This window comes from Xylanibacter sp. (assembly GCF_057607445.1).
Genome location: NZ_DBLZAX010000008.1, coordinates 32,857 through 50,699, shown reverse-complemented (window position 1 = coordinate 50,699; position 17,843 = coordinate 32,857). Strand labels below are relative to the sequence as shown.

Genomic DNA, 17,843 nt, shown 5'->3' with positions numbered 1-17,843 from the left:
CAGGCTTTTCTGCTAAAAAAACTATTCCATTAGTCCGGAAACAGAGTCTTGTCGCAGGTTATGTTGGGTAGCAGCCGGTCAAAAGCCTTGTGTTCCATGGCGACACTGCCCATGAGCGTCAGTACTGATTCTTCGCCAGGCATGGCTGTACGCATTCAGGTCACTCTCCTGAAGTCCCGGTTGAGGCGCTAGATCCAATTAGTGGTATATATCATGGACAGAATCTCCGGAGCATAGTTCAAGTAAGTCATGTATGCCTTGTAGTCGGCGTTGTTATGCATGAGTTTGAATGCCCGGTAGTCTTTACCCCACCTCTCACACATATCCTGCCATTTCTTCCATGCCATCTCAATGGTGTAATCGCGCTGTCCGGTACGGAATATATCACGCAGGTCAGAAGCCAAAGCACCCTTGTCTCCATGACTGACCTTGGCAAACATATTGCGTTTGAGATGGGTTACGCATCTCTGAAGCGGAGTACCGGGGAATTTCTCTCCCACAACGACATCAAGACCCTTAATACCGTCTGCTACCATGAGCCCAATCTTTTGGACGCCCCTTTCTTTTAAAGTGTCAAAGATATCACTCCATCCTGTTGCGCTCTCTGTAGGAATATTGAATATACCCAGCACATCACGGCGGCCTTCCTCTGTAACGGCCAATGCGACATAGAACGCTTCACTGGATACCGAACGTTTACGGTGAATCTTAATATGCACACAGTCTACGAACATGACCGGGTAGTAACTCTCAAGACTGCGCTCCAGCCAGGCGCTTACCTGGGTACGAACGCTGTCTACCATCCGGCTGATGCTGGACTTGGAATAGTGCTGGCCGTAAATCTGCTCAAAGACATCTCCGACCTATTCCTGCGTCAGCCCTTTGGTATATAAGACTCCAGCCAACCGGTCACATTCCTCTTCCTGATTGCGAAGAATGGCAAGTATCCGGGGATGAAAGTTGCCATAACGGTCGCGGGGAATACGGAATTCCAATTTTCTTCCTTGGCCATAGGCATGTCCAAAACGATAGCCATTGCCCTTATTTTGAGGATTTTCATGCAGAAACTCACTCCGTTCTGCTACCATCATGCTTTCAGGCATGATTTCCATCAGGTCGTGTAGACCATTTTCTTTCTCTGCATGCTTGCGCATGAGCTCAGAAATTTGTAGTTTCGTGAAATGCATAGTTTGTATATTTAGTGGTTTGGTCACTCCTAAATTACAAACTTCAGGGCTGACACGCAAGGGGCGGCCCTTTTTTACTGCTTATCAGACACACTTTTTGAGACAGTATCACAGTATCTCGCATAATCTTATTCTTTGGGTGTAAATATATAAAATAAAAAATACAGAACTCTATTTTGAATCCTGTATTTTACATTTACACAAAATATTTTATAGTGCCAATTTGAGTAAGGCCTATTGTTTTATGTCTTAAGAATCTTTACGCCACCATATTCGTATTACCTTTCTATAAATTGCGATGAAATTCATTATAGAAACAAATGTAAATAAAATAAATCCTAATATCACAGAAGGTAATATATTTCCTTCATCGATTTGCGGAAATAATATCTCAATTACACCCATATAATAATTGCGGATAAATGAAATCATTAACAGTGCAACAATAAGTACTATTGCATTTAAGCCTAAGGTAAGTAATTCATAAGGCATCGCGACACGTATGGGACTATATCCGATGAGTAATAAATTTTCTAGTTTAGAAGTATTTTTTTGTACTAACAAATAAATACTTAACATCAGAATATAGAAACTCAATATGCTTATCACAATACCAATAGCCATTACAATCATTACAATCATTCTTAGAAAATATGTCGTTTTTTCACTTTGAAGTTTATCGCTGTCAACTTCATATCCTTTATCATCAAGATATTTAGTTATATTTTCATCTGCAGGATTGGATACTTCAATGATTAAGCGGGTTGGATTTGACTTTTCCGCAGGAGAATAATACTTATTACTCCAATCCATAAACTTTTGTGGAACCAGTATCGTGTTTAGACGATTTGAAAAACCTATTACATTACCTTTATATTCATCTTGGTGGCCATTTCCATGAATGTAGATACGGAAATCAATCATTCCAATAAGTCCATCGCTTATTTTAGGAAGTGAACGCGATTGGGCAAATCCGAAATTGTACATATTGATATATGTACGAGGAAGAATAATTGGCACTTCCCTACTACCTTCATCATATTTCCAATCTTTTAATGACACATCAACAAACTCATCTGGTACACTTTCAAAAAATAATTCTGAACTGAGTATAGATTGTCCATTGATGCCCATGTGTGCATCAACCTTATATTCTGTAGATGTAAAATTACCTATTTTTTTTATGAATTTTTGTGAGGATATGTCATCAATCTCAGCATTATTAAAAGAATTATCTCTTCCTGAAATAGTACTTGCGGTCCCTATTCTTTTACTTACAATCAGATAATCTGCTTTCATAAAGCTATCTTGCGATGTGAATACAGGTAAAACATCACAATAAAACTGATAACCTAAAAGAACTATAAGCATTCCAAATAAATTTGCGAAAGCAAATCCTGTAAATTGAGGTACACTTATATGTTGTCGCAATAATTTCCAAACCAAATTCATAACTTAAAAACTTTATTGTAATTTAAATTCATATGTTTGCCAATGCTTGTAACTATAACCCCTGCTCCTTGAGCTTTTGCCTCAGTCATCATAATGTCGCCCATAATTTTTGAATTATTATCATCTAGATGACTTATTGGTTCATCTACTAGTATAAAATCAAAAGGCTGAACTAGAGCTCTTATCATAGCTACGCGTTGTTGCTGTCCAAACGACATATGACATATCTTCGAATTTACTTTATCTCCTATACCTAGAATTTCGAACCACTCAAGTATTTGTTGCTTATTTTTGAAATTTGTAAGTTTATTCTTTATCTCTACATTCTCAAACGCAGTTAATTCAGAAAATAAACGAAGTTCTTGAAAAAGATAACTAATATGAAGTTTGCGTATGTCTATCCATTCAGATATTTTCATCTCTCTAACAGACTTATTATCGAACTTGATGTTACCGCTGTAATCCCGTCTGTATCCTAGAATATAACTACAAAATGTACTTTTACCTTTTCCACTATCAGCCTCAATAAGATAAAGCTGTTCCTTATTAAATGCAACATCACTATTCCATACATCAGAATTAAGGGTGTTGCTATGTGAAAACACATCAGGTATAACCGAATTAAATATTATTTCTTTCATGTTTTTTACATACTGAATATAACCGTTCTTATATTTCCTAGTAATGGCTTTATTGATGTCATAACAGAAGCTTTATCCGTACCATCCCCAAATATCGTTTCTAAATTCAGTATTAAACACAAACGCTTTCCTCTTATTTTATTTTGTACATATTCAGGAATGGCATTTTGTGATTTCGATATTGATTCAAGCGCATATTTAGGACTTCCACCTGAATAAAATTGCATATCATCTGAAACACCAAAATAATAATTGAAAGTTCCATTTGTATAATAATATGAGTTTTTATTCCAATCAATAATTTTACATCCAGCCAAACATGACTCTCTCCAATATCCTATATCTTTAAGAAATGCATTATTAGAAAGTTGGGCGCTCATCTGGGGTATATTTTCTCCTTCATTAAAAGAATGTATAATAATAGACATATCGCCATTGATACTTTTTATTATATTATCCATATCAATAGCAGTATTCATTCCTGCTAATAACGCTTGAATAGAATTATTAGAATGAAGCAATTTAAGAAATTCTTCTCCATCAACATTCAAGAATATACCTAAAGAGGCATTAATAGGCATACTTGCAGAATAGGTGCCTCGAATTGGCCTAAATGTCTTTTTATTTTCTTTTATAGCATTATTTATATGTTCATTCAAGGAATACGTTTCACCTTTTATGTTTACGCATCCATCTTCACCTTTAACAAATTCAGCTGCAATCATTATTTGTGATGCATCAGCGTCTTTTGGTGCCCCAATAGTGAAAGGGGCGACAAACTTTTCTGGCAATGCGGCAGCTTGAGCTACCATGGATACGGAACTTTCTAGACTGTCTAGTTTTTGAAACATTGGTGAGCCTTTTATACTCTTGCTGTCATCCTGTTCTAGAAATTTTATCATTTGTCGCTGCATATCTGCCTGTTGAATAGGCAAAATAGGTCCCATTACCAATAGTGCATCTGATGAAAACCCTAAAATCCATGTATCTTTTACAGATGTAAATTTAAAACCTTTACGTGTTGTTAAGTTCTTACAATATCCAGCTTTTTCTAATTTTTTAATCCAATTACTTATATTATCTTCGTCATCAACCTTAGCTACAAGCCCTATATTACCATCAACAGTTTCAAATACATATGCTTTAGTAGAGAAATCCAAACCGCTAGCATCTGCATCTTTAAGTTTTAGTACATCTTTAAGGTAATCTAATTGCTTATCATCTGATGTATTATATAGTTCTTGTAAGTCTACTGAAATAACCGCGGTACTATTTTTAGGTATGACATTCAGATAATCATCAGATGAACACGATGATAAAATAAGCATGCAAAATAGTAATTCACCCCAAAATATCAATGGATTTATTATATTTTTTTTCATCTTTATAAAGATTACTAATACCTTTAATATTTATGTTATTTCCTTAAAACTAATTGAGTCATTAATGTTGCCGATAAAGCTGCTGTTTCTGTACGCAAGCGGCTTTTACCTAATGAGATTGACTCATAACCATTTTTAATTGCAAGTTTAACCTCGTCTATTGAGAAATCTCCTTCTGGACCGATCAATACAGTGATGTTTGTTGCTTCATTTGTATGAATTAAAGGAGATATCTCTGAGAAAAAATCTTTTTTATCTATTTCTTCATAGCAATGAGCAATATATTTTTTCCCTTCACGAGGCGTTGATACAAATTCTTTGAAAGAAGTCATTGCATTAAGCTTCGGTTTCCAAGGCTTTCTACTTTGCTTAACGGCAGCAACTACTATTTTATCTAGCCTGACAGTACGCATAACTTTTCGTTCTGAGTACTTACAATTCAAGAATGTTATCTCATCAATGCCAACTTCAGTTGCCTTTTCGCAGAACCATTCTACCCTATCCATCATTTTTGTTGGTGCCATTGCGATATTTATATGTCCTCTCCAAGTTTTTTCTTGTGGCAGACATTCTTTAATTTCATACATACATCGTTTTGTCGCTGCAATAGTAACAACAGCCCGATAGAATGTTCCTTCACCATCCATCAGAAACATTTCATCGCCACTTTTAAGACGCAGAACACGTAATGCATGTAAAGCTTCGTCCATTGGAAGTTCTGTTAAATTGGCAGCTTCTGGAACATAAAAAAATCTAACCTCTTTCATCTATTTCACTTAAATTATTGGCCTTATTACTATTTCTTTCACGTCTTTTCTTTTCGTCCCGTAAATGCGAGGCCAGTTCGTAATTTTCTTCCTGAATTGCTTTTTCTAATGCAGCTTGCAGCATTTTATCGCTAATAGTATTTACAGGTAAGGATACTCCTCTTGAGTTCTCACTATACGCAACAGATTGACGTGCCAAGAGCACCGAGTCGATGTATATAGGTATTTTGGCTACATATGAAAGTAATACCGCATCCGATGCTCTGATAATCTCAGCCTTTTTATTTTTTTTGTCATAAAGAGTAGTCCTATATTGCCCTTCGACTAAATCATCAATTAGAAGTTCATATCCTGAATCAGGATTAATCCCTTGCATTCTGCATAAGACTTCAGGTAACATTATATTTACAATAGGAATATCCTTTGTCCGCAATTCTAATTGTACAGCCATTGCTTTATCGCAAACTATTGATATTTGTCGCATATTATTTTCATCTGTCAAAATCAATAGTCCCATGTCTTCAGTCCCTACAATTTCAGAAACTCCTTTGAAAATTAATCTTTCTTTTGTTGCCATAAAATGATAAAGAAAAATTATATTTAAGATTTTTTTGTTTCAGATTTAAAAAATAGAACAAATAACAAGGCAACCAATAATGCATATCCAGCAAAAATAAGCCATGTTGACCGCCAGTCACCAAGTAAATACATCCCTTCCCATTTGCAGAAATGATCAACAACAGCCCCCGCGGCTAAAGTTCCAACAGATGCACCTATTCCATTTGTCATTAACATAAAGAGACCTTGTGCTGATGCTTGAATAGAAGGATCTGTCTCTTTTTCTACAAACAATGCACCGGATACATTAAAGAAATCAAATGCCACTCCATATACCAGCATCGAAAGAATAAACATCCATAAACCATCTCCTGGGTTTCCTAAACCAAAAAGTCCAAATCGTAATACCCAAGCTATCATTGCCATAAGCATGACAATTTTAATACCAAAACGTTTTAAGAAAAATGGTATTAACAATATACAAAATGCTTCTGACATTTGAGATAAAGAAGTTAATAAGGTCGCATTATTTGCCCCAAATGTATGTGAGTATTCTGCGTTACCACTAAAACTTGTTATGAATGGCGTTGCATATCCATTCGTTACTTGTAATGACATACCGAGCAGCATTGAAAAAATAAAAAATAATGCCATACGTTTTTGTCCAAATAACTTGAACGCGTTTAGTCCAAGTGTTTCATATAATGACATGCTTTTACCTTTTTCTGCTATGGCGCATTGTGGTAATGTAATGGCATACAGTGCAAGTACTAATCCTAAAACGCCAGAAACAAAAAACTGCATAAAGCTATATTGGAATCTGCTCTCAGAAGTTACACTAAAGAAAAATCCATCTTCTGCAGTGTAGGCTGCACAGTTAACGAACCACATTGCTGCAATAAATCCAACTGTGCCTAAAACTCGTATTGGAGGAAAATCTTTAATCGTATCATATCCATTTCTTTTCAATGTAGCAAATGCCACTGTGTTCGATAATGCAAGTGTAGGCATATAAAATGCAACACTTAATGTATATAATGCGATAAAAATACCTTTTTCTTGTATTTGATTTCCAAGGCCGGTATTGTATCCTATCCACCAACATCCAAGCATAAATATAGCTGCAAGAAAATGGCATATACCCAATAATCTTTGTGGCTGGATCAGTTTATCCGCAATTATACCAATTATTGTTGGCATAAAAATAGATACAATTCCCTGAATTGAATAGAACCATGGTATTAAATCTCCAAGCCCCGCAGAGCCTAAATAGTTACTCATACAAGTAAGATATGCTCCCCAAACAGCAAATTCAAGGAAGTTCATTATTGCTAAACGAGTTTTTAAATTCATATATTTAAGATTTAAAATACCATAAATTAATCTTTGCGGAAATAAGGATAACTTAACTTATGTATGATATCTTTAAACCGCTCAATAATGCAAAGATAGCGTAAAAAAAAGTATAATCAAAATAAATAACAAATTTTATATGATTGATTATATTACGCTGATATATTTATTTTTTTCCGTGAATATTCTGTAGGATGCTGTTCATTTCGTCAAACTGTCGTCCCATATTTAATTTTAAATATATGTTATAAAGAGATGGAGCCCATTTGTCTTTTTCGTTAGGGCACATCTCTCTATATTTTTCCATATATGGTAATGATTTCTTATAATAATCTATAATCTGTGTTCTATTTTTACGCTTTGAGATTGTTGTTTTTTCTAAATCAATTGCCAGATTCAGATATGATACACCTGCATTATAATAAACATCGGGAAATGAGTTATTTTTCTTTAGAATAGTGTCGCAAACAGTAACACACTCTTGATAACTGCCCATGTTTAATAGTATATTACTTTTTGCAAATAAAAACAACACATTATCTTTATCAGAAATCAATGCTGTATCAACAATCGCCATAGCCTTGTCTAGTTGGTTCTTGCCATTATAATAATCCATTAATCTTAAAAAAAAGAATTTAGATTTTTTATTTTCTTTAAATCCAAGATTTAATGTTTCGATATACTTTGCTGTATCTCCTTTGATCAAATATATATCCGAGAGATATTGTAAAGCTCTTCTGCGATAATTCCTGTTCGACAAAGCAAGCTCATGATATTTCAGAGCGCTATCAGGTCTATTTAATTTATATCCTGAAACTACGGTCCAAAATGCGGCAGATGATGCTAATTGATCATCATTAATGTATTTATTGGCTTCAAATAAAGGCTGTTGTGCACAATCAAGGTATGAATCCATCAATTTATAAGCAGACTCATAATTCTTCTTGTTTATAAAGAATAATCCACCATTATATAAATTACGTCTGTATTTATCAAGATACTCAGCATTTTTCTTACGATACTTCGGTTTAATTCTGCCTTTCTTATCAGGCAGTGCATCTATACTGTCTAGACTTTCATACGCTATAAACATTTTATGTGCTGTATTAAAGAAAGCAACCGTATCATAGCCTTCTTTTAAATATAATTTTTCGTTTGCTACTTCATACTGAGCACTTACAGCATTGGCAAGCGTTTCGTAAATTCTTATATTTTGTCTATTCACAGAATCTTTAAGCAAATTGCGCATTGATGTTTCAGCCTGCTCAAGATTACTTCGACTTTTTATATCAGAACGTGCCTGACTAATTTCCTTCTTTTGAGCAGAAGTCGTAATAGAAAGTATTATTGTAACAAATAGAAAAAAATGACGCATTTATATATCTTTTAAAGATGGAGACCGATATTGTGGCCAACACCGGTCTCCATTAATTAATAATTAATATGTATTTATTTTGTCAAAGCTTCCATTTCCTTTGTTTTAGGATCATCGGCGCCATAAATTCTGTAACAGCATGTATATAATGAATATGCCCATACAGTTTTATACTGCATTTCTTTATCAAGATTCTTAGCTTTCTCTAAAAATTCAATAGCCTTTTTATAAACATCAATTATTGCATTTTCTGCTTCTGGAGAAAGTTTCTTTCCATTGGCGGTTGCACGCTCTGCAGCTTCTTGTGCTTTGTACATATAACTATTGCCTATTGATGCCAATACCGCGACATTCTCAGGCTGTTTTGAAGCTGCTTTTGACAAATCTGCAATTGCCTCGTCCCATTTGTGCTCATTCATATTAGCCTGACCACTCATTGCCAATGCAGTGAAGTTGTTCGGATCTTTAGCAAGTTTTACTTTAACAAATTCTGAAAGACCAGCCTTGTCATTAAGAGATATGAGCATTGAGCATATTGTACTGAATACCATATCATTATTTTCGTCATTTGCATAAATACTCTTAAGTTTATTTACATAATTAAGAGTATCTTCATGTGACTTCAGTTGGTTTTGCATAACTGCCAGTTTAAGCTGTAATGCATCATCTGCCATTGCAGTATCTTTGATTGCGATATCTGCATATTTTTCAGCTTTGTCATATTCCTTTGCAAAATAAGCAAAGCGCGCAGCATAATATGCCATCTGGGTTAGACTTGCGTCTGTGCTCTTATCCTGCTCTTTAAACAAAGGATAATCATTACTATCTACATAAGTTGCAAGATTCTTGTATGCAAGTGCTTCATCTTTATTCTGATAATAAATACCAGCGTTGATGAGATGGAAACGGATTGGATAAAGTCTGTCGCCATTTGACTTATGGAACTTGGGCTTCACCTTACCCTTATCGTTAGGCTGATTATCAAATTCGTCGCAGAGTACACCATTTTCTAAAGCCTGCATCACGGCATTGTAAAGTCCAATGGTATCATAAGGCTCAACTTTTGTGTTTAGCTGTGCTGCCATCTGATTACTGGTAATTGTAGCCTGCTCATTGACAACTTTCTCATAGGCTAAATCAACAAGTTTGTTGTAGCATTTAGCTTTTTGCTCAGCTGACATATTGCTGAGGTTACTTTTCAGAAGATTATAAGCTTCATTATAATCTTTAATTTTCGAAATTTGTTTATACACATCCTGTGCAAAGGCCGACATACTTAGTATAGAAGCTACGGCCAAGGTCATAAACTTTTTCATAATAGATTTATTAAAAAATAATTGTTATTGTTCATCGAGTTTATCCTCATCTGATATCTCTGGAAGAGTATCATCGTCAGAGTCTGTATCTGTTGGTATTGCTTGAGTATCATTTTTGAATGCCTCACTTGTTTGTGCCCATTCTTTTCTACTTTCAGCTTCAACTAACGCCTCTAGATCCGAGCTCATTACTTTACATACACTTGATATTACATCATTTTTCTTTGTCAAGTTTATAAGTCTGACACCCTGTGTCGCTCTACCCATTACACGACATTCTGACACTTTAAGACGAATCAAGATACCACTCTTGTTTATTATCATGAGGTCATTCTCGTCCGTAACAACCTTTATTGCAACCAAACGGCCTGTCTTTTCTGTGATATTTAGCGTTTTGACGCCTTTTCCGCCACGATTTGTAACACGATAGTCTTCTACCTGGCTTCGTTTTCCATATCCATTTTCACTGACAACCATTATAGTTTCTTCTTCCGGCTTATTGACGACAACCATTCCTACAACCTCATCGTCTCCTTCATCAAGACGCATTCCCCTGACACCGGTTGAAACGCGTCCCATCGCACGTACAGTATTTTCGTTGAATCTTACAGCACGGCCATTTCTATCTGCAAGCAGCAGTTCGTTATGCCCATTAGTAAGTCTTACGCCAACAACCTCATCTCCTTCAAGTACGTTTATGGCAATCACACCATTTGCTCTTGGTCGACTATATGCTTCAAGGCTTGTTTTCTTTATTAATCCTTTTTTGGTAGCAAATACTACATAATGACTATTTATGAAATCAGGGTCATCCAATCCGCGTAAACGAAGGAACGCATTAATACTATCATCGCTTTCTATGTTCAACAGATTTTGTATTGCGCGACCTTTTGAATTCTTTGCCCCTTCAGGAATCTCATAGCATTTAAGCCAATAGCAACGTCCTTTCTTTGTGAAGAACATCATTGTATTATGCATCGTTGCAGGATAAATGTATTCAGTAAAGTCCTGTTCACGACTATTTGCACCTTTGCTGCCAACTCCACCTCTGGCTTGCTCACGGAATTCTGATAGCGGAGTGCGTTTGATATATCCCAAATGACTTATTGTTATCACAACAGGATCGTTTGGATAAAAATCTTCAGGGTTGAATTCTTCGCTAGAATATTTTATTTCAGTGCGACGTGGATCACCATATTTTTCCTTTACCTCTAAAAGTTCGTCTTTCATAACCTTCTTACAAAGCTCAGGGTCGTCAAGTATTGACTGTAAATATGTGATTAGCTTTTCAAGCTCTTCGTATTCAGCATGCAGTTGATCCATTCTAAGTCCAGTCAACTGACTAAGACGCATATCTACAATAGCTTTTGATTGTAATTCATCAAGTTCAAAACGTTTTTCCAAATTACGCTGAGCGTCAGATGGAGTCTTCGAGCCTCGGATAATATGGACAACCTCGTCAATGTTGTCACAAGCAATTATTAAGCCTTCAAGTATATGTGCTCTTTCTTGAGCCTTACGCAAGTCAAATTTTGTTCTGCGTATTGTTACATCATGGCGATGCTCAACAAAATAATGCACACAATCTTTCAATGTTAACAAACGCGGACGTCCTTTAACCAATGCGATGCAATTGACTGAGAATGAGCTTTGTAATGCAGTCATCTTAAATAATTTATTTAGGATGACATTCGCATTGGCATCTTTTTTCACATCAATCACAATACGCATGCCCTGACGACCGGATTCATCGTTTGCATTACTTATTCCATCAAGTTTTCCTTCTTTTACTAAATCAGCGATATATTCAATCAATTGAGCCTTATTTACGCCATAAGGTATCTCAGTAATGACAATCTTATCATGTGATTCTGTGCTTTCAATTTCTGCCTTTGCACGCATCACTATACGTCCACGACCAGTTTCGTATGCATCTTTTACTCCTTGAATGCCGTATATATAAGCACCTGTCGGAAAATCTGGAGCTTTTATATATTGCATAAGGCCTTCTGTATCAATATCTGGATTATCAATATATGCGCAACATCCGTCAATAACTTCTCCTAAATTATGCGTTGGAATATTTGTTGCCATACCAACGGCAATACCATTACCTCCATTAACTAAAAGATTTGGTATCTTGGTCGGCATTACAGAGGGCTCCTGAAGTGAGTCGTCAAAGTTATTCATCATGTCGACAGTCTCTTTTTCCAGGTCGTCCATAATGTGTTCACCCATCTTTGACAATCTGCATTCTGTATAACGCATTGCGGCGGCAGAATCACCATCGACACTACCAAAGTTTCCTTGACCATCAACAAGAGTATAGCGCATATTCCAATCTTGCGCCATTCTTACCAATGCTCCATATACAGAGCTGTCTCCATGAGGATGATATTTACCAAGGACTTCACCTACTACGCGGGCGCATTTCTTATACGGCTTATCACTCGTGTTGCCAATTCCCATCATACCGTACAATATTCTTCTATGTACAGGTTTAAATCCATCACGAACATCGGGTAAAGCACGGGCAACAATAACAGACATAGAATAGTCAATATAAGAGGATTTCATTTCCTCCTCTATATTAATCTTTATGATTCTGTCTTGATCAAATGTGTTATTATCCATTAATTATAATTGTATTAATTTTCTATAAAATGCCGTTTGAGGCCATTTGCTTTCGTTTTAAGACGTTTTACATCTTTTTTGGCCTGCTAAATTAACACTTTTTTTCGACCTACAAAAAACATTTAGGGCAAAACATATAATTTTAAACTTTATTATAGACAAGAAAACTCTAAATCTTTATTTTATTGCTTCGCCATTACAAAATGGTAATAAAAGGATTTTGCCAATTACGTGATAAAATACTAAAATAATATGACATATAAATTATAAATATATGATCTCTGAAATTTAGATGTAAGTCTAAAGATTTTGAATGACATCATGTACTTATGATTTAATGATACAAAAAGGCGGAAATATGATAACATTTCCGCCTTTTTGTAATGATATAGGAATTGCCTAATTAATTCAAGTTTAACGATTTTTTTATTTCTGCTATTTTATTGTTTGCTTCGCTTGTGCAACGGTCATAGCACCCATTGCATTTCATTGTGCCTTTAACTTCAATATAGAATTTGATTTTAGGCTCTGTTCCTGACGGACGAACGCTTATTTTTGTTCCATCTTCACAGAACCATTGCAGAACATTGCTTGTTTCTGGCATTTCTAATTTAGAAACATTTCCGTTTGCATCACGTTGTTCCAATGTTTGATAATCTTTCCATGTAACGACCTTGCTTCCGCCAAGTTCTTTTGGGGGATTGTTTCTGAAGTCTGTCATCATCTGCTTTATCTCATCTGCTCCGCTCTTTCCTGGTTTGACAACATTTATTGTGAATTCTTTAGAGAATCCATACTCAAGATAAATGTCCATCACAACATCATAGAGTGTTTTACCTTGGTCTTTTGCCCATGCGCAGATTTCTGCTAATAGAGAACATGCAGAAACAGCATCTTTGTCACGAACAAAGTCTTCTGCCAAGAATCCGTAGCTCTCTTCACCTCCACCTATATATTGTTGTTTGCCTTCTGACAAGGCAATTTCACGGGCAATCCACTTAAAGCCTGTATAGCAGTCGCGCATTTCTATGTTTTGTTTTTCTGCTATTTTTCGTATAACTTCAGTGGTTACAATCGTTTTAACAATGAAATCCGTCGGTTTCATCAAACCTTTAGCCTGACGGTTTTTGATTATATAATACAAGAAGAGTAAACAGGTCTGGTTGCCGTTTATAAGTATCCATTCCCCTTTGTCGTTCTTGCATGCCATTCCAACACGGTCTGCATCAGGATCGCTTGCCATTACAATATCAGCATCAAGTTCTTTGGCGTCACGCAATGCCAATGTTAAGGCTTCACCATTTTCAGGGTTAGGACTTACCACTGTTGGGAAATCGCCACTTTTAACCATTTGCTCTTTTACACAATGAACGTTTTCAAATCCCCATAATTTCAAAGAACGCGGTATTAGCGTCATGCCTGTTCCATGTAGTGGTGTATATACGATTTTAAGATCCTTCTGACGGCTAATTACTTCTGGGTCGATAGAAATCCCGTGTATGAGATCAAGATATACTTTATCTATTTCTTCTCCTATAATTTCTATGAGTTCTTTATTTCCTTCAAACTTTATGTCTTCAACGTTAACTTTGTTAACTTCGTCTATAATGCCTTTGTCGTGAGGTGCCAGTACTTGTGCGCCATCTGCCCAATAAGCTTTATATCCATTATACTCTTTGGGGTTATGGCTAGCAGTAATGTTAACACCACTTTGGCATCCCAAGTGACGTATGGCAAAAGAACATTCTGGCGTTGGTCTCATGTCGTCAAACAGATATACTTTTATGCCGTTTGCAGAAAAGATATCAGCAACGGTTTCTGCAAAAAGTCTGCTGTTGTTACGACAGTCATGGCAAACAACAACAGAAATCTGCTCACGGTCTGCAAAATTCTTTTTTAGGTAATTAGCAAATCCTTGTGTAGCCATGCCGACGGTATAAATATTCATACGGTTGCTACCTACTCCCATTATACCTCTAAGGCCACCTGTACCGAATTCAAGGTTTTTATAAAAACTTTCTATTAAATCGGTTTTGTCTTCATTTTCCAACATGGTCTTAATCTTTTCTTGTGTTTCCTGATCAAAAAAAGGTGATAGCCATTGTTTTGCCTTATTTTCACATAATGCAATTAATTCCGTGTTTTTTTCCATATTATTAATATTAGTGTTAGTAATTTTATTGTTTACAAAGGTAATAAATTAAATTCAAAAATTACGCTCAAGATTTTTTTTTTCTTTTTTTTCATCTAAATTTAATTTATGCGAAGTTTTTCTATCATTTCTTTTTGCCCTATTAAAAATAAATGAGTATTTTTGCGGAAATAATAACGAAACATAAGCATAGATGTATTTTTCTGGAATTATTATAGCAATATCATGTTTTTTGATTATTGGCATTTTTCATCCGATAGTAATAAAAACAGAATATTATACAGGTACAAAGTTTTGGTGGATATTCCTGATTGTAGGAATTGTCTGCCTGTTATTGGCCCTATTAATTGCAGATTCACTTTGTTCAGCTATATTAGGCATATTCGGTGCTTCATCTTTATGGTCAATAAAAGAATTGTTTGAGCAACGTGACCGGGTTAAGAAAGGATGGTTTCCAATGAATCCTAAACGCAAAAAAGAGTATTGAATATGAAAACGACATTGTTACTTGTAGGAAAAACTGACAACAAACTATATGCCGAAGGGATTGAAGACTATGTAGCCAGAACAAATCATTATACACCTTTTTGTTTGAAAATTATTCCTGAGCTTAAAAACACCAAGAGCCTTAATGAAAAACAGCAAAAAGAAAAAGAAGGAGAACTGATTTTAAAGAATATAGACGATAAAAGTTATGTCGTCTTATTAGACGAACACGGAAAAGAGTTCAGAAGTGTAGAATTTGCGGCGTGGTTGGGAAACAAGCAACAAACTATAAAGCAGTTGACTTTTGTGATAGGTGGCCCCTATGGATTCTCTCAAGCCGTATATGATCGTGCCAATGAGAAAATGTCATTATCAAAGATGACACTTTCTCATCAGATGGTTAGATTGCTCTTTACGGAACAGGTTTATCGTGCATGCACGATAATAAAAAATGAACATTATCATCATGAGTAATTTATGATTTTATATAAAGAAAACTAATATGGAAAAGACATGGAGATGGTTCGGCAAAAAAGATAAGATTACTTTGTCGATGCTAAAACAAATTGGCGTTGAAGGAATAGTCACGGCATTACATGATGTTCCTAATGGTGAGGTATGGACTAGAGAAAAGATACGCGACCTACGTGAATATATCGAGAGTTATGGTATGCGTTGGTCTGTTGTTGAAAGCCTTCCTGTTTGCGAAAGTATTAAATATGCAGGACCGGACAGGGATGAACTCATTGAAAAATATAAAGAGAGTCTTAAAAATCTTAGTCTGGAAGGTATCCATACTATATGTTATAACTTTATGCCTGTGTTGGATTGGGCCAGGACAGATTTAGCTCATCCAAATCCGGACGGAACCAGTAATTTATTCTTCAGTCATGCTCAGTTCGCTTATTTCGACTGCTGCATACTGAAGCGTGAAAATGCAGAAGAGCAATATAGTCAAGAAGTTCTAGAGGAGGTTGAAAAGCTTAAACAAACAATGACACCTGAAGATGATCATAGGCTTGTTGAAAATATTATTGTTAAGACTCAAGGCTTTGTAAACGGAAATATTTCTGAAAATGACGAACATCCTGTAGAACTCTTCAGACAACTTTTAGATTTATATAAAGGTATAACAAAGGAACAGTTGCGAGAAAATATGAGATATTTTCTTTCTGCAATAATGCCAACATGTAATGAATACGACATGTATATGTGTGTACATCCGGATGATCCTCCATTCCCTATTCTCGGTCTCCCACGTATTGTTACATGCGATGATGACATCAGCTGGTTCTTAAAAGCCGTAGATGACCCGCATAACGGATTGACATTCTGTGCAGGTTCATTGTCTGCAGGTGCCCATAACAACGTTACTGAACTTGCACGCAAATATGCAGATCGTACATGGTTCGTGCATATGAGATCTTGTAAAGTTTTCCCTAACGGAGATTTTACAGAAGCTTCACATCTTGGCGGACGTGCCGACTTGATAGAATTAGCACGAATATTTGAAAAAACAAATCCAAACTTACCGATGCGTGTTGACCATGGACCCAATATGTTAGGCGATCTTGATAAAGGTTATAATGCAGGTTATACTTTCCTTGGACGTATGTTTGCTATGGGGCAAGTACAGGGTATTCTAGCTACAGTTGACAGAGAATTAGGAATAAATCAAAAATAAAATCACAAAATTATGAACGAACTATTTAATATTAAAGACAACGTTACTGTCATAACAGGCGGAACAGGTGTATTAGGACGTACAATTGCAAAATATCTTGCAAAAAATGGTGCAAAAGTTATCATTCTTGGTAGAAAAGAAGACGTCGGAAACGAAATCGTTGAGGACATTAAAAAAGAAGGTTATCATGCTGAATTCATGAAAACTGATGTTATGAATCAAGAATTAGTGCAAAAGAACTGTGATGATATTATTGCAAAATATGGACGTATTGATACATTACTGAATGCTGCAGGTGGAAATATGCCAGGCGCAGTAATAGCACCAGACAAAAACTTTTTTGACTTAAAAGTTGAAGAATTTCAAAAAGTTCTTAATCTGAATCTGACAGGTACAGTTATACCAACACAGATATTCCTGAAGCCTATGGTGAAACAAGGCAAGGGGTCGATTATCAATTTCTCTTCAATGGCAGCATTCCGTCCTATAACACGTGTATGCGGTTATGCAGCAGCCAAAGCTGGTATAAGTAATTTTACGGCATTCATGGCAACAGAGTGTGCTAAAAAGTTTGGTGAAGGTATTCGTGTTAATGCTATTGCTCCTGGATTTTTTATAACAGAACAAAACAGAACTTTGCTTACAAATCCTGATGGCTCTTATACTCAGAGAGGTAAAGACGTTATACATCAGACACCATTTGGCAGAATGGGTGATCCGGAAGAGCTTTGCGGAACAATACATTATCTAATGAGTGATGCAGCAAAATTTGTAACAGGTACAGTTGCTGTAGTTGATGGAGGTTTTAATACCTATGCAATGTAATCAGTACATAATATCTGCATATTACAATTAC

General features: G+C 35.7%; 14 protein-coding genes and 1 pseudogene. 4 read left to right on the top strand and 11 right to left on the bottom strand.

What is annotated here, in order from left to right:
• Positions 1 to 29 precede the first annotated feature (29 nt).
• From ACZMIG_RS07640 to ACZMIG_RS07590, 11 genes and pseudogenes are all read right to left on the bottom strand, one after another.
• A pseudogene (locus ACZMIG_RS07640) lies at positions 30 to 1,187 on the bottom strand (IS256 family transposase).
• Between the two features lie 249 nt (positions 1,188 to 1,436).
• A complete protein-coding gene (locus ACZMIG_RS07635; protein ID WP_021854447.1) occupies positions 1,437 to 2,639 on the bottom strand; it encodes a hypothetical protein in 1,203 nt (400 codons plus the stop codon).
• The gene (locus ACZMIG_RS07630) at positions 2,636 to 3,280 is read right to left on the bottom strand and encodes an ATP-binding cassette domain-containing protein (protein WP_021854446.1); all 645 of its coding nucleotides are present in this window, start codon (positions 3,278 to 3,280) and stop codon (positions 2,636 to 2,638) included. The genes ACZMIG_RS07635 and ACZMIG_RS07630 overlap by 4 nt, the downstream gene beginning before the upstream one ends.
• 5 nt (positions 3,281 to 3,285) lie before the next feature.
• Positions 3,286 to 4,662 (bottom strand): DUF4836 family protein, encoded by a 1,377-nt coding sequence (locus ACZMIG_RS07625; RefSeq protein ID WP_418874341.1) that lies wholly within the window; start codon positions 4,660 to 4,662, stop codon positions 3,286 to 3,288.
• A 35-nt stretch (positions 4,663 to 4,697) separates the two neighbouring features.
• Complete coding sequence (locus tag ACZMIG_RS07620) at positions 4,698 to 5,429, bottom strand: 16S rRNA (uracil(1498)-N(3))-methyltransferase (protein WP_287603894.1); 732 nt, start codon at positions 5,427 to 5,429, stop codon at positions 4,698 to 4,700.
• Positions 5,416 to 6,006: a bifunctional nuclease domain-containing protein gene (locus ACZMIG_RS07615; protein ID WP_418874342.1), complete on the bottom strand. Its 591-nt coding sequence runs from the start codon at positions 6,004 to 6,006 to the stop codon at positions 5,416 to 5,418. The genes ACZMIG_RS07620 and ACZMIG_RS07615 overlap by 14 nt, the downstream gene beginning before the upstream one ends.
• A 23-nt stretch (positions 6,007 to 6,029) precedes the next feature.
• The gene (locus ACZMIG_RS07610; RefSeq protein ID WP_288172649.1) at positions 6,030 to 7,340 is read right to left on the bottom strand and encodes an MFS transporter; all 1,311 of its coding nucleotides are present in this window, start codon (positions 7,338 to 7,340) and stop codon (positions 6,030 to 6,032) included.
• A gap of 166 nt (positions 7,341 to 7,506) precedes the next feature.
• The gene (locus tag ACZMIG_RS07605) at positions 7,507 to 8,715 is read right to left on the bottom strand and encodes a tetratricopeptide repeat protein (RefSeq protein ID WP_302024043.1); all 1,209 of its coding nucleotides are present in this window, start codon (positions 8,713 to 8,715) and stop codon (positions 7,507 to 7,509) included.
• A 74-nt stretch (positions 8,716 to 8,789) separates the two neighbouring features.
• Complete coding sequence (locus tag ACZMIG_RS07600; protein ID WP_021854440.1) at positions 8,790 to 10,031, bottom strand: tetratricopeptide repeat protein; 1,242 nt, start codon at positions 10,029 to 10,031, stop codon at positions 8,790 to 8,792.
• A 24-nt stretch (positions 10,032 to 10,055) separates the two neighbouring features.
• On the bottom strand, positions 10,056 to 12,665 hold the full coding sequence (gyrA, locus tag ACZMIG_RS07595; RefSeq protein WP_418874343.1) for a DNA gyrase subunit A: 2,610 nt from the start codon (positions 12,663 to 12,665) through the stop codon (positions 10,056 to 10,058).
• Between the two features lie 403 nt (positions 12,666 to 13,068).
• A complete protein-coding gene (locus tag ACZMIG_RS07590; protein ID WP_487889406.1) occupies positions 13,069 to 14,817 on the bottom strand; it encodes a phospho-sugar mutase in 1,749 nt (582 codons plus the stop codon).
• Between the two features lie 193 nt (positions 14,818 to 15,010).
• Here ACZMIG_RS07590 and ACZMIG_RS07585 point away from each other — a divergent pair, with 193 nt between their 5' ends.
• Genes ACZMIG_RS07585 through ACZMIG_RS07570 form a run of 4 tightly spaced genes read left to right on the top strand, consistent with a single transcriptional unit; the run spans position 15,011 to position 17,812 of the window.
• On the top strand, positions 15,011 to 15,304 hold the full coding sequence (locus ACZMIG_RS07585) for a DUF4491 family protein (RefSeq protein WP_021854437.1): 294 nt from the start codon (positions 15,011 to 15,013) through the stop codon (positions 15,302 to 15,304).
• A gap of 2 nt (positions 15,305 to 15,306) precedes the next feature.
• Positions 15,307 to 15,777 carry a 23S rRNA (pseudouridine(1915)-N(3))-methyltransferase RlmH gene (rlmH, locus tag ACZMIG_RS07580; RefSeq protein ID WP_418874345.1) on the top strand — a complete coding sequence of 157 codons (471 nt, stop codon included), beginning with the start codon at positions 15,307 to 15,309 and terminating at the stop codon, positions 15,775 to 15,777.
• A 28-nt stretch (positions 15,778 to 15,805) separates the two neighbouring features.
• A complete protein-coding gene (gene uxuA, locus ACZMIG_RS07575) occupies positions 15,806 to 16,987 on the top strand; it encodes a mannonate dehydratase (protein ID WP_125104281.1) in 1,182 nt (393 codons plus the stop codon).
• Between the two features lie 12 nt (positions 16,988 to 16,999).
• Positions 17,000 to 17,812, top strand: coding sequence for an SDR family oxidoreductase (locus ACZMIG_RS07570; RefSeq protein ID WP_021854434.1), 813 nt, complete (start codon positions 17,000 to 17,002; stop codon positions 17,810 to 17,812).
• Positions 17,813 to 17,843 lie beyond the last annotated feature (31 nt).